Below are 13,658 nucleotides of genomic sequence, written 5' to 3' on the forward strand. Positions count from 1 at the left end.
TTGTTTTGGCGGCGCGCGTCGCGAGTCGACGATCGCTCTCCTCGGTGTCGCGCGGCTCGCAACGGCTAACGCGCTCTAACAACCCATAACGAGCAAATTGCCAGGGCCTGCGCCAATCTCTCGGCATGGCGAACCGAGGCGTTGATGTCGAATTCGGTCAGCGTCACCGACCAAAGCCAGGGAGATCGAACATGACCACGCAAGCACGTACCGACATTCTCAATCCAGACCGCCGTCAACTGCTGAGCCAGGCCGCGATGACCGCGGTCGCGGCAAGCGTGTCGAGCCTGCTGCCGCTGCATTCTGCGAAGGCCGGCGTGAGCGGGGCGGTCCGCCCGTTCCACGTCAGCGTGCCCGAGCAGGATCTGCTCGATCTCCGTCGCCGTCTCGCCGCGACGCGCTGGCCTGATCGTGAGATCGTTGCCGATCAATCGCAGGGCGTGCAACTGACGACAGTGCAGCAGCTCGTGAGCTACTGGCAGAACGACTACGACTGGCGCAAGATCGAGGCGCGGCTGAATGCCTTGCCGCAATTCGTCACCGAGATCGACGGCGTCGACATCCATTTCATTCACGTCCGCTCCAGGCACGAGAATGCCTTGCCGATGATCGTCACGCATGGCTGGCCCGGTTCGATCATCGAGCAGATGAAGATCGTGGGCCCGCTCACCGACCCCGCCGCACACGGAGCGACGGCGGCGGACGCCTTCGATCTCGTGATTCCCTCGCTGCCCGGTCACGGTTTCTCCGGCAAGCCGACGGAATTGGGCTGGGACCCCCAGCGCGTCGCGCGGGCCTGGATCGTGCTGATGAAGCGGCTCGGCTACAACCGCTATGTCGCGCAAGGCGGCGATTGGGGCAATGCCGTGACGGAGCAGATCGCGGTGATCGCGCCGCCGGAACTGCTCGGCATCCACACCAATATGCCCGCGACCGTTCCGGACGACATTGCCAAGGCGCTTCAGCTCGGCGGATCGCGGCCCTCGAACCTCTCGGCCGACGAGCGCTACGCTTACGATCAGCTCGATGATTTCTATAAGCACGGTCTCGGCTACGCGATCGAGATGTCCAACCGGCCGCAGACGCTCTATGGCCTGGTGGATTCGCCGGCGGGCCTCGCGTCCTGGATGCTCGACCATGATGCGCGCAGCGCCGCGATGATCGCCCGGGTGTTCGCGGGCAAGACGGAAGGGCTGTCGCGGGACGATGTGATCGACAACATCACGCTCTACTGGCTCACCAACACTGCGGTGTCTTCGGCGCGCCTGTACTGGGAAAACAAGCTGGTGTTCTTCGAGCCCAAGCACATCAAGATCCCGGTCGCCGTCAGCGTCTTCCCGGACGAGATCTACGCCGCGCCGCGCAGCTGGACCGAGAAGGCCTATCCGAAGCTGATGCACTACAACCGCCTCGACAAGGGCGGCCACTTCGCCGCCTGGGAGCAGCCCGCACTGTTCTCCGCGGAAATGCGCACCGCCTTCCGGCCGCTGCGTCAGTCGATCTGAGAACTGCGGGGACGCGCACTTCCGCGCGTTCCCTTCTTTCCCCACAGACAGGAATGCAATCATGAACCGCCCCGAACGCACTTTCACGACGGACCAAATCCGCCTGGAGCGTCGCCTGCCGTCGTACTGGCGCGTCACCTTCGACATGCCCCCGGTCAATATCTTCGGCCCCAAGCAGCTTCCGCTTCTCGACGACGTCGTCACGGCGATCGAGACCGATCCTGAGGTGAAGGTCGTGGTGTTCGACAGCGCCGTCGAAGGCTTCTTCATCACGCATTACGACTTCCTCGCGCCGCTGGAGGATTCGCTTCGTATCCCGCCCGGGCCGACCGGCCTGCAGGCACTGCCCGACATGCTGGTGCGTCTCAGCCGCGCGCCGGTCGTCTCGATTGCCTCGATCCGGGGCCGCGCGACCGGCGTCGGCAGCGAGCTGGCGCTCGCGAGCGACATGCGCTTTGCCAGCCGCGAAAAGGCGATTCTGTCGCAATGGGAAGTCGGTGCGGGCCTGGTGCCCGGCGGCGGGCCGATGGCGCGGTTGCCGCGCCTGATGGGCCGCGGCCGCGCGCTCGAGGTTCTGCTTGGCGCCGACGATATCCACGGCGATCTCGCCGAACGTTACGGCTATGTGAACCGCTCGTTGCCGGATGCCGAGCTCGATGGCTTCGTCGAGGCGCTGGCCATGCGCATCGCGTCCTTCGACAAGGAGGCGATTGCCGAGACCAAGCGCCTCGTCGACGTTGCGAGCCTGCCACCGGATATCGAGATCAAGCCGGAATGGGACGCGTTCCTGGCCTCGCTCAGCCGCCCGGCAAGCCAGAGCCGCATCAAGGCGCTGATGTCGCGCGGCTTCCACCGCGCCGGTGATGTCGAGAACCGGCTCGGCTTCCATGTCGGACAGATCGGTAGCTAAAGCGTTTTCAAGCGAAGTGGATACCGGTTCGCGTGAAGAAAACGCGTCAAAGCAAGAATCAAGTCCCGTTCCGATTTTATCGGAACGGGATTTGGCGGAACTGCTGCGGCGCTCGGCCGGTTGGAACGGCGACAGGCGGTCGTGCCAATGTCGCTTTCGTACCGTACCGAGTGCCGGTGCTAAAAAAATCAACCAGGAGAATTGAGATGATCCGCAAGGCAACAGCGGTCTGGAAAGGCACCGGTCGCGATGGCACTGGTCAGTTATCGAGCGAATCCGGCGTGCTCGCCGCGACGCCTTATTCGTTCAAGACCCGCTTTGAGAACGAGAAGGGCACCAATCCCGAGGAATTGATCGCTGCGGCCCATGCCGGCTGCTTCACTATGGCGCTGGCCTTCGGCCTGCAACTCGCCGGCTTCACGCCGGACGAGCTCACGACTGAAGCTGCGGTCAGCCTCGAGCCGGAAGGCAAAGGCTTCAAGATCAGCAAATCGGCGCTGACGCTACGTGCCAAGGTGCCGAACCTCGACGACGCTGGTTTCGCCAAGATCGCGGGCGAGGCCGAGAAGAACTGTCCGGTGTCGAAGGTGCTCAACGCCGCAATCACGCTCGACGCGAAGCTGACGTAAGGCGCGCTCAATTTATGTCCATCTGGTTCTGCTTGGGGAAGCTGAGGTCGTCGAAGCTTTGGCCTCCACGAGAGGAACCGGATGGGCAAATGCCCGGCTTTCGACTGGGCCGCCGAAAGCATAGGATGCGACGGGTTCAGAACGGACAGACCGATCAATTGGGAGTGGAGATATGACAACGGAACGCGCAATTTTGGCCGGAGGCTGCTTCTGGGGCATGCAGGATCTGATCCGCAAGCAACCGGGCGTGGTCTCCACCCGCGTCGGCTATACCGGCGGCGCGGTGAAGAATGCCACCTACCGCAACCATGAAGGTCATGCCGAAGCGATCGAGATCACCTTCGATCCCGCCAAGACCAGCTTTCGGACCATGCTGGAGTTCTTCTTCCAGATCCACGATCCGACCACGCTCAACCGCCAGGGCAATGATTTGGGCACGAGCTATCGCTCGGCAATCTTCTATACCAGCGACGAGCAGAAGCGGATCGCCAAGGACACGATTGCAGACGTTGAGGCGTCCGGTCTCTGGCCTGGCAAGGTCGTGACCGAGGTCGCGCCCGCGGGCGAGTTCTGGGAAGCCGAGCCGGAGCATCAGGATTATCTCGAACGCTATCCGGACGGGTACACCTGCCACTTCATCCGCCCCGACTGGAAGTTGCCGCGGCGCGGGGCTGCCGCGGCAGGCTAAAGCTGGTCGTCGCTATTGCCCGGGAGAGCCATGGCTGAAATCCGCGAGATCATCGCCGGCATCCGCAGATCACATCGACCGCTTTTCGGGCCATCTCCCTCAGCTCCGGGCGGCGGGCGCCGGCACGGGCGCGAATGGCGATGGTGTGCATCGTGGCTGAAGCGAGAATGGCAAGCGCCGCCGGATCGGCGTCGCGCTTCAGCTCGCCCTTGTCCTGCGCGAGGCGGAAGCGGGCTTCGAAATCGGCATCTATCATGCGCAGTCCCGCCGCAACGCTGCTCCGGATCGCGGCATCTTCTGCGACTTCGGTCACCGCCGTCCCCACCACGAAGCAGCCGCGTGCGGCTCCCTTGCCGGAAAAGTAGATCGACAGCGCCGCGTCATAGGCCAGCATCAGCGCTTCGTCCAAGGAATGGTCCCCGGCGAGAGCCTCACGCGTCGCGGCAAGGCTGATCTCCCAATACCGCGCGAGCGCCTCGAGATAGAGCGCATGCTTGTTGCCGAACACCGCGTAGAGGCTCGGCGGACTCATCCCGGTCGCGGCAGCGACCTTGTCCAGGGAGGTACCGGAATAACCGGTCCTCCAGAACGTTTCCGTTGCCCGCTTCAAGGCCGTCTCTGCGTCGTAGGCCGGTGGGCGTCCCCGGCGCGCCGGGGTCGTTTCGCTCTTTTTCCGTGCCATATCGTCAGAACCCCGGTTGCCATGTTCCACACGCATATTTGTATGGATCGTTATAAAAATCAAGGTCGCGGACTTGATCGCCGCGTCGGAGTACAATATTTGTAACGAGCGTTATTTAAATAGATTGAACCCGAGGATCTTCCGATGCGTTTCGATTTCGCGCCAATCGCCGGCGGGCTCGGCGTTCGCAACAGCTTCCGCCCGAGCGAGGCAGCCGCCCAATGGTTTGGGGCAGGGCTCGGCAAGCGGCTGCGACGGCCGCTGATGCTTGCGCTGCCGATGGCGGTGGCCGTGGTCGGTGCATTCATCTATCTGGCGCAGGAGCAATATGTCTCGACCGACGACGCCTTTGTGCGTGCCGCCAAGGTGACCATCAACGCGCGCGTTTCCGGCCAGGCGGTCGAGATAGCCGTGCGTGACAACGAGCGCGTCCGGCGGGGGCAGGTGCTGTTTCGCATCGACCCGGAGCCTTATCAAATTGCCGTCGACCAGGCCGAGGCGCGCCTCGGAAGTGCGCGGCTCCAGATCGAATCCCTCAAGGCGACCCACCGTCAGCAGCAGGCGGAGCTGCAGTCGGCCAAAGAGACGGCTACGTTCGACGAGCACGAATTCGACCGCAAGAGGATGCTGGTTGCCTCCGACTTCACGCCACGCGCGGTCTATGAACGGGCCGAGACGGATCTCAAGGTCGCTCGCCAGCGCGTGGCGTCGGTCGAGCAGCAGATCGCCACCACGATCGTCGCACTCAACGGCGAGCTTGAGGGTGATGTCGATCGCCATCCGGCAGTCCGCGCAGCCAAGGCACAATTCGACCGTGCGCGGCTGGATCTCTCCTACGCCACCGTGACGGCGCCGGACGACGGCATCGTGACCAAGGTCGACGATCTCCAGATTGGTGGCTTCGTCAATGCCGGGGCACCGACGTTCTCGTTGCTGTCGAGCCGGCACGTCTGGGTCGAGGCGAATTTTCGCGAGACCGGTCTCACTCATATGCGCCCTGACCAGGAGGCGACGATCGACGTCGATGCCTATCCCGATCGCAAGTTCAAGGCACACATCGTCAGCATGAGTCCGGGGACCGGCTCGGACTTCTCGCTCCTGCCGCCCGAGAATGCGACGGGAAACTGGGTCAAGGTCGTCCAGCGATTGCCGGTGCGCTTGGAACTCGACGATCTCGATCCAAACCGGCCGCTGTTCTCAGGCATCAGCGTGACGGCGCGGGTCGATACAGGCCATCGCCGCAGCTGGGCGCATCTGCTCCAACCGGCGCTTGCGATGGAGGGCAAATGAGTACGCCCCTCCCATCGTCCACGGCGCCCGGCGGTCATCACGCGATCGCCGCGGCCGCCCTCATGGCGACCTACATGCAGGCCGTCAACATCTCGATACCGAACGCGGCGCTACCCCATATTCAGGCGACGCTCTCGATGGCCAATGACGAGGTCGGTTGGGTGTTTTCCTCGTATATCGCGGCGAGCGCCGTGACCATGTCGATCACGCAATGGCTGGCGGGACGCTACGGTCGGAAGGTGGTCTATCAGGCCGCCGTCACGATCTTCGTGTTGGGTCTCGCGCTCGACGCGCTGGCGACGACGTCGATTCAGTTCGTGCTGGCGCGAATCCTCCAGGGCGCGGCGAGCGGACCGCTGGCACCGCTCTCGCTGGCGATCCTGCTCGAGGCGACATCGCCGGTGCGACATGCGCGCATGAGCCTGGCGTGGACCGTCTGCTCCCTACTCGGCATCAGCAGTGGCCCGGCCATTGGCGGCTGGCTCAGCGAATATTACGGCTGGCCCTCGATCTTCTATTTCAGCCTGCCGATGACGGGCTTCATTTTCCTGACGATGGCTCAGCTGCTCCGCGAGAAGCGGGCGGAGCGGAGCCGGTCCTTCGACTTCTTCGGTCTGACGACGTTCTCCGTCGGCATGATCGGGTTGCAGATGTTGCTCGACCGCGGGGAGCGCCTCGAATGGTTCGCCTCGACGGAAATCTGGATCGAGGCGGGCGCCTCCGTGCTCGGCTTCTATCTCTTCATCGTGCACGTCATGACGACAAAGGAGCACTTTCTCCGCACGGCGCTGTTCAGGGACCGCAATCTCGTGCTCTCGACGGTCATCTCCTTCGCGCTTGGCTTCGTGCTGCTGCCGACCCTGGCCTTGACGTCCCCGATGCTGGAGGAATTGCTCAACTACCCCGTCGACACCACCGGATACATGACCGTTCCTCGCGGCGTCGCGCTGGTGGGGGCACTGGTGCTGACGAGCCTGGTCCCGGCGCAGATCGACTACCGGCCGTTCCTCGTGGGTGGAATGACGCTGGTGGTCTATGCCAACTGGCTGATGCTTGGCTATTCACCGGCGATGGATTGGCGGCCGGTCGTCGAGGCCGGCCTGCTCCAGGGAGCGGGTCTCGGCATGTTGCTGCCCGCGCTCGCCAGGGCCGCGTTCGGCACGCTCGATCCGAAGCTCCGCCCGGAAGGCAGCGCGCTGATCAACCTGTCGCGCCTCTATGGCAGCACCATTGGCATCGCGGTCGTCCAGCTCTTCTTCTACGCCAACACGCAGGCTGTGCATGTCGCACTCGCAAAGAACCTCACGCCCTATCGTGTCGCCGCTTACGTCGGGGGCTCGGTCGGCAAGCCGGGTCTTGCGGCCCTCAACGGCATGGTCACGCGTCAGGCGGCGACCGTCGCGGTCATCGACCAGTTCGAGATCCTGATGTTCGCCATGCTCGTCATGATTCCGCTCGTGTTTTTTCTCCGTAAGCCGCGGCCTACCGGTTAACGCCTGGAGTCGTGGAATGACATCGCATCGTCAATTTCGAATACCTCGTCCCTTACTTTTGAGGGAGCTGAGGGCAAACAAAGGAGCATCAGCATGACAACGTCGGATTCGCTTCGTTATACGAGAATTCCAACTCATCAATCCGGGACGATTCCCGCGGTGGGATTTGGCACGCTCATTCCGGATCCGCTCGTGACCAGGCGGGCCACCAAGGCTGCATTGGAGGCCGGATTTCGACATCTTGATTGCGCGGAGCGCTATCGCAACGAAGAGGCGGTCGGCGATGCGCTGCGGGAGGCATTCAAGGCGGGGACGCTTCAGCGCAAGGACCTGTTCGTTACGACGAAGCTATGGAACACCAATCATCGGCCGGAACGGGTCAGGCCTGCCTTCGACGGCAGTCGCCGGCGGCTGCAACTCGACGAGATCGATTGCTACATCATCCATACGCCCTTTGCCTTTCAACCCGGCGACGAGCAGGACCCGAGGGATGAGCACGGTCGGGTCATCTATGATTCAGGGGTTACGCTGGCGGAGACATGGGGGGCGCTGGAGCGCCTCGTCGACGAGGGGCACTGCAAGTCGATCGGTCTGTCGGACATCACCCTGGACAAGCTGCGCGAGATCGTTTCGATCGCGCGGATCAGGCCCGCCATGGTGCAAGTCGAATCGCATCCGTATCTTCCCGAATGGGACCTGCTCGACTTCTGTCGAGAGCACGGGATTGTCTTGCAGGCGTTTGCAGCGCTGGGACACGCCATGAAGCCGAACGTGCTAGCCGATCCGGTGATCACTGCCATCGCGGAGCGCTTGCACAGGACGCCGGCTCAAATTGCGCTGGCGTGGGCCGTCCAGCGCGGCACCGCTTTCCTGACGACTTCGACCAATTCCCGGCGCATCCAGGAAAACTTCGATATTTCGGCCTTGCCCGAAGACGCCATGCGAGAGATGAGGGACCAGATTACGACAAACATCAGGTTCAACACGGTCGTCGAGACCGGCGTGCCCGGATTCATTCCGCGGGCCGGATGAATCGGCGCCGGTCAGCCGACTCGTCAAGCCCGGAGCTGCTCGATCAGATCGTGGGCGCTGCGGATCTCGGCAATGCCGGCGCCCTCGGTGAACGGCCCGCATGCGCGTTGCAGAATTGCCAAGGCCTCCGCGCTCTGGCCGGCCCCGATCATGTACCGCGCCAGGCTGACCGCGCTTCGCAGCTCCCAGAAACGCGCGCCTTGCTGGACGGCAATGTCCATGGCCTCGCGAAAGCGCGCCTCGGCATCCTCTGAATGCCGGGCGTTCCTGAGCATCAACTCTCCCTTGATGCGGATCAGCTCCGGCAGATACCAGAGCTCCTGCCGGTCGTTGCAGCGGGTCAGGACATCCTCGATCACGTCGAGCCCGCGATCGACCTGGTCGGCCTCTCCGGAACACGCGGCGAGCTCGCCGAGCAAGGGCAGAAAGCGCGGCAGGAAGCGCGCATCGCCGGCGCGATTGAGCTCCTCGCGCAGCAGCGGCAGGCCGGTCGTGACGTCGCCGCGCCTGACCATGACTGCGGCGTTGAAGGCCCGTGCCCACAGGCCCCACAGCCGGATGGCGTGGCGCTCGGTGTGTTCGAGCAGCTCGATGCCGTGACGCTCGGCGGCGTCGAAATCGCCGGACCAGAAGGCGATCGGGCAGGCGGCTTGTCCGAGCACGCTGCAGAATGTCAGCGCGTGGCCGTTGGCGCGGCCTTCCTCGATGTTTCTGGCGGTGAGGGCCTGAGCCTGATCGGCCAGACCCTGAAGCCACAGGATGCGAGCTCGAAAATATTGCGTCGATATTCTCAGATCGAGCGGGAAGATTTTCGGCTTCTCCGCCAACACATGCAACGATGCATTGACCCGGTCGATGCGCAGCCGAGCCTCGTTCTGATCCCCGAGATAATGCAGCGCGACGGCCATCAGCCGGTCGCCCAGCATGACATCGGTCCTGTCGGGCGAGTTCGCGGCTGCGTTCGCAAAGCGATCGGCGAGCGCACGGGCCTTGCCGAACTGTCCGTTATTGAACTGGTCGATGCACAAGCCCCAGAGCGCGCGCAGCCGGAAATCCTTGTCGTCGAGCCTGTCAGCCAGCTCGAGGGTCGTCTCGAGGATCGGCCGCGCCTCGCGCGCGCGGCCCTCGCCATACATCAGCGACCATCCGAGCGCCGACAGCAGCTGCATGCGGATGCGGTCGTCGTCGGCGGTGTCTCCGAGCGCCGCGAGCGCCGTTCTGCTGCGCTCACGGCATTCCGCGAACAGCGAAAGACGCACCCACAGCGTGACTGCGGCCGACGTCAGCGCGATCCCGAGTTTCGGCTCGCCGTCGGGCCCGAAGGCCCAGTCCAACGCCGCGCGCACATTGTCCAGCTCCGCGCCATACATGCTCAGCCATTCGGGCAGCGGCGTCGAAATATCGGCCTCCGCGCGCTGGAATAAATCGCGAAAATGCTCGGCATGACGCCGCGCGAACTGCCCGGCTTCGCCGAGCTCGTTGAGTTTTCCGTATGCATAGGTGCGCGTGGTGTCGAGCAGCCGATAGCGCAGCGTCCGCGAGCCGGACGGCGAAATCAGAGACTTGGTCACCAGGCTGTCGATTGCTTCGAGGGTCTCGGAGGCGTTGAGGCCGTCACCCGACGCGACCGCCGCAGCCGCCTCCGGCGCGAAAGGCCCGGCGAAGACCGACAGGCGTCGCAGCGTTGCGCTCTCCGCGGCAGGCAGAAGGTCGTAGCTCCAGTCGAGCGCCGCAGCGAGTGTCTGGTGCCGCGGCACGGCGGTGCGTCGGCCGCGCCATTGCAGCGAAAAGCGGCTGTCGAGCAGGGATGCCGTGCCGGCGATGCCGTAAGCATTGACGCGGCCCGCCGCGAGCTCGATTGCCAGCGCGATGCCGTCGAGGCGCCGGCAGATGCTCGCGACGAGGGGGGCCTCTTCCGCGCTGAGCTGGAACGGGCCCGAGCTCTGCGCAATGCGCTCCACAAAGAGCTGAGCCGCAGGGTAGGCAAGGACCTCGTCGACAGCAAGCCCTTCGCGCTCGGGCGGACAGTCCAGCGGGAACAGCCGGAAAATTCGCTCGCCTTCGCTCCGGAACGACTCGCGGCTGGTTGCGAGAACACGAAGCTGCGGTGCTTCGCGAACGATGCGCTCGACCAGCGGCGCCAAATGATCCAGCACATGTTCGCAACCGTCGAAGATCAGCAGGGCCGGGTCGGTCTTCAGAAACGTCAGCAGGGCCGGCGTCGGATCCTCCGCGCTGATGGTCAGTCCGAGCGCCGAAGCAATGGTGGTCGCGATGTGACTGGCATCCCTCAGCGGACCGAAATCGACAAAGAAGACTCGCCCGCCGAAATCCTGGGAGCGGCGATGCCCGACGGTGACGGCGACCGAGGTCTTGCCGATGCCGCCCGGGCCGACGACGGTCATGAAGCGATAGAGCGAAAGCCCGTTCGAGATCTTCTCGATGACACCTTCCCGGCCGACCATCCTGGTGAGCTGAGCGGGCAAGGAGCGGGGAGGGGCGCTTTCGGCCGGGAGCGGGGCGGCCGGAGGAGCTGCTTGAGCGAACGAGGCGACAAAGCAATAGCCGCGGCCGGGCACGTTGACGACGTAACGCGCCGACTTGCCGGTGTCGCCGAGCGCCTTGCGTAGCGCTGCGACATGGAAGCGCAGGCTACCCTCGTCGACATTGACGCCGGCCCAGATGCGCTTGACCAGCTCTCTCTTGTCGACCACTTCTCCGGGGCGTCCGGCAAGGAAGATGAGAATGTCGAGCGCGCGGCCGCCGACATGAAGCGGCGAGCCCTCCTTCTCCAAGAGCCGGGACTTCGGAAACAGTCGAAATGGCCCAAAGGAAATGGCCGAATCTTCGCTACGATCTGGCACGCGCCATCGCCCCCTCGAAGGGAGTCAAAAGGTATTACTTTCTGATCTAACAGAACGAGGCGTACAGTAAACCGGTCGAAAGCAGTGGGCAGGGCTGACAGCCCTGCGCGGACGGATGGCTCGCCGAAATAATGCTTGTGAAATAAAGAGTTAGGCCGACATGAACAATGCGATGACGCCGGGGCACGGCCGGATGGAGCATTGACTGTGATGCCGGATTGCTGCGATGGCATGGTCCGGGAGCCGGTCCCGCCACCACATTGACTGCCGACTTCCGGAATTTCCAGCATGGCCTCTTTCACGCGGCGACAATTGGTGCACGCGTTGTCGGGCGCAGCGGCGCTCGCCGCGCTTCCCCGCAACGGACAAGCCGCCGACTATCCGTCTCGTCCCATTCGCCTGGTGATTCCCTACGGAGCCGGCGGATCGGGTGACCAGATCGCGCGCCCCTGGGTGGACAGGATGCCGTCGCTGCTCGGGCCGACCTTCGTCGAATATATCGGCGGCGCGGGCGGCGCCATCGGGACCGCGGCGGTCGCGCGCGAGGAGCCCGACGGCTATTCGCTGCTGCTCGGCAACGGCAGCACGCAGGTCATCATTCCCATGACGGCGGCAAATCCCGGATATTCCGTTGGCGATTTCCGCGCCATCTACCGGCTGATCAACAGCGCGCTGGTTTTCGCCGTCAATCCTTCGGTGCCTGCCGCAAACCTGCGCGAGTTGATCACCTATGCGAAAGCCAATCCAGGAAAGCTGTCCTATGGCACGCCGGGGATCGCCACCGGAAACCATCTGGTCGGCGAATCCTTCAAGCAGCAGGCCGGCGCGCTGGACATCGTCCACGTGCCCTATCGCGGCATCGCGCAGGCGACCAACGACCTCGTCAGCGGCCAGATATCGCTCGTCATTGCCGTCATGTCCGTTCAATTGCAGCAGCTGGCCCAAGCGGGAAGAGTCAGGCTGCTTGCGGTCACCACCGAAACGCGGCTGAGCGGCGCGCCGGAGATCCCGACCGCCGTCGAATCCGGCATGCCCGGCATCCGGTATGAGGGATGGTTCGGTCTGTTCGCACCCAAGGACACCGACGATGCGATCATCGACCGGATCGCGCAGGCGACGCGGCTCGCCATGGCCGATAGGGCGCTTCTGGCGAGCTATCGCGCCCAGGGCATGGAGCCGGACAACGATTCAAGCCCGGACAAATTCCAGCGCATCGTCGAGGCCACATCCGCAAGCCTCGCGCCCCTGATCAAATCGATCGGGCTGATCAATTTGTGAAGCCGCTCAGGCATCGGCGCGCGTGACAATGCGCGCCGTCAGCGTGACGAGGCCCATCAGCGCGGTCAGGAGCCAGAACGCCACCGGCAATCCGCCAAGACGTGCGATGAAGCCGACACCGGCGGGGCCCACGAGAACGCCGGCGTAGCCGGCGGTCGTGATCGCCGCGACGGCGAGGCCCGTTGGCATCACCTTCTGCCTCGCCGCTCGGCGGAACAGCACCGGCACGAGGTTGGATGCGCCGAGGCCGATGAGTAGGAAGCCGCCTATGGCGACCGCCACGACGGGAGCGGTGAGCAGGACCACGAAACCCGCGATCGCAATCAGGCTGCCCCAGAACAATGTCGTGCGGTCTCCGATGCGCGCGACGACGGCGTCGCCGCCGAGCCGCCCAATCGTCATCGCGACCGAGAACACGATGTAGCCGATCCCGCCTTGCGCTTCGGAAACGAGACCCGCGCCGATGACGAGCAACGCGCCCCAATCGAGCATCGCGCCTTCGACGAGGAAGGTGATGGCGCAAAGCAGCGCGAGCAGGAGCACGGCGCCATGCGGCAGCACGAACAGCGGTCCTTCCTGCACCTGCACGGAGCGAAGCAGCCGCGGCCAGGCCCCAAGCATCGCGATCAGCATCAGGACGGAGCAGATCAGCGTGCAAGCGAGCGCGCCGAGTTGCAGCGAGAGCAGTGCGGTCATGAGCGCGGCCCCGGCGAAGCCGCCGATACTGAACAGCGCGTGGAAGCCGGACATCAGCGGACGTCCCGCGGCGCGCTCCACCTCAACCGCGTGGATGTTCATGGCGACATCGATGGAGCCGAGCGCGGCGCCGAATGCGAGGAGTGCCAGCGCCAGCATCGCGGGCGAGTTCGCGATTGTCAGCAGAGGCAGGACCAGGGCAAGACCGATCCCGCCCGCCATGATGATCGGCTTGCTGCCATAGCGCGCACTCAGCACGCCGGTCAGAAGCATCGCGACGACCGAGCCGATGCCGAGGCTGAGCAGGAGCAGTCCGAGGATGCCGTCGTCGACGGCGAGCCGCGCCTTCGCGAACGGCACCAGTGGTGCCCAACACGCCATGCCGAAACCCGCGACGAGGAAGGCAAGTCTGGTCGCAAGGCGTGTCGCTGGCCTGTCGGCAGAAGACATGGGAACTCCGGGAAGGGGGAATCAGGGCAGGGGCAATCGACAAGCCCCGCAATTGTCGCGTCTTTATGTCCGCGGCGGACTCGGATTGTCGCAGGCGGCCCCCGGGCGGCCGCAAGCGGACACCAGGCCTTTTGGCTCGTC

The 13,658-nt window shown here is 64.3% G+C and carries 11 protein-coding genes; 8 read left to right on the forward strand and 3 right to left on the reverse strand.

Going from position 1 to position 13,658, the window contains the following annotated elements; genetic code table 11:
• Positions 1–191 precede the first annotated feature (191 nt).
• The 4 genes from ACIPUD_RS02700 to msrA all read left to right on the forward strand — a co-directional run bounded on the left by ACIPUD_RS02700 (position 192) and on the right by msrA (position 3,732).
• Positions 192–1,505 (forward strand): epoxide hydrolase family protein, encoded by a 1,314-nt coding sequence (locus ACIPUD_RS02700; RefSeq protein ID WP_446480070.1) that lies wholly within the window; start codon positions 192–194, stop codon positions 1,503–1,505.
• 61 nt (positions 1,506–1,566) lie between these two features.
• Positions 1,567–2,415: an enoyl-CoA hydratase/isomerase family protein gene (locus tag ACIPUD_RS02705; RefSeq protein WP_446480071.1), complete on the forward strand. Its 849-nt coding sequence runs from the start codon at positions 1,567–1,569 to the stop codon at positions 2,413–2,415.
• A gap of 206 nt (positions 2,416–2,621) precedes the next feature.
• Complete coding sequence (locus ACIPUD_RS02710; RefSeq protein WP_018460340.1) at positions 2,622–3,044, forward strand: OsmC family protein; 423 nt, start codon at positions 2,622–2,624, stop codon at positions 3,042–3,044.
• A 172-nt stretch (positions 3,045–3,216) separates the two neighbouring features.
• Complete coding sequence (gene msrA, locus ACIPUD_RS02715; RefSeq protein WP_026234007.1) at positions 3,217–3,732, forward strand: peptide-methionine (S)-S-oxide reductase MsrA; 516 nt, start codon at positions 3,217–3,219, stop codon at positions 3,730–3,732.
• A 49-nt stretch (positions 3,733–3,781) separates the two neighbouring features.
• On the opposite strand, the gene ACIPUD_RS02720 is transcribed toward msrA, so the two are convergent.
• Positions 3,782–4,510, reverse strand: a complete 729-nt coding sequence (locus ACIPUD_RS02720; protein ID WP_231190506.1) for a TetR/AcrR family transcriptional regulator — start codon at positions 4,508–4,510, stop codon at positions 3,782–3,784.
• Positions 4,511–4,558: 48 nt separating this feature from the next.
• Between ACIPUD_RS02720 and ACIPUD_RS02725 the strand changes: the two genes are divergently transcribed.
• From ACIPUD_RS02725 to ACIPUD_RS02735, 3 genes are all read left to right on the forward strand, one after another.
• Positions 4,559–5,704 (forward strand): HlyD family secretion protein, encoded by a 1,146-nt coding sequence (locus tag ACIPUD_RS02725; RefSeq protein ID WP_446480072.1) that lies wholly within the window; start codon positions 4,559–4,561, stop codon positions 5,702–5,704.
• Complete coding sequence (locus tag ACIPUD_RS02730) at positions 5,701–7,197, forward strand: MDR family MFS transporter (RefSeq protein WP_085361028.1); 1,497 nt, start codon at positions 5,701–5,703, stop codon at positions 7,195–7,197. The genes ACIPUD_RS02725 and ACIPUD_RS02730 overlap by 4 nt, the downstream gene beginning before the upstream one ends.
• 93 nt (positions 7,198–7,290) lie before the next feature.
• Positions 7,291–8,229, forward strand: coding sequence for an aldo/keto reductase (locus ACIPUD_RS02735; protein WP_446480073.1), 939 nt, complete (start codon positions 7,291–7,293; stop codon positions 8,227–8,229).
• A gap of 23 nt (positions 8,230–8,252) precedes the next feature.
• On the opposite strand, the gene ACIPUD_RS02740 is transcribed toward ACIPUD_RS02735, so the two are convergent.
• On the reverse strand, positions 8,253–11,093 hold the full coding sequence (locus ACIPUD_RS02740; protein ID WP_247473845.1) for an ATP-binding protein: 2,841 nt from the start codon (positions 11,091–11,093) through the stop codon (positions 8,253–8,255).
• 288 nt (positions 11,094–11,381) lie between these two features.
• Here ACIPUD_RS02740 and ACIPUD_RS02745 point away from each other — a divergent pair, with 288 nt between their 5' ends.
• Positions 11,382–12,371 (forward strand): Bug family tripartite tricarboxylate transporter substrate binding protein, encoded by a 990-nt coding sequence (locus tag ACIPUD_RS02745; RefSeq protein WP_085349002.1) that lies wholly within the window; start codon positions 11,382–11,384, stop codon positions 12,369–12,371.
• 6 nt (positions 12,372–12,377) lie between these two features.
• On the opposite strand, the gene ACIPUD_RS02750 is transcribed toward ACIPUD_RS02745, so the two are convergent.
• On the reverse strand, positions 12,378–13,517 hold the full coding sequence (locus ACIPUD_RS02750; RefSeq protein ID WP_026234004.1) for an MFS transporter: 1,140 nt from the start codon (positions 13,515–13,517) through the stop codon (positions 12,378–12,380).
• Between the last annotated feature and the right edge of the window lie 141 nt (positions 13,518–13,658).

The organism is Bradyrhizobium sp. CAR08, from assembly GCF_052871955.1.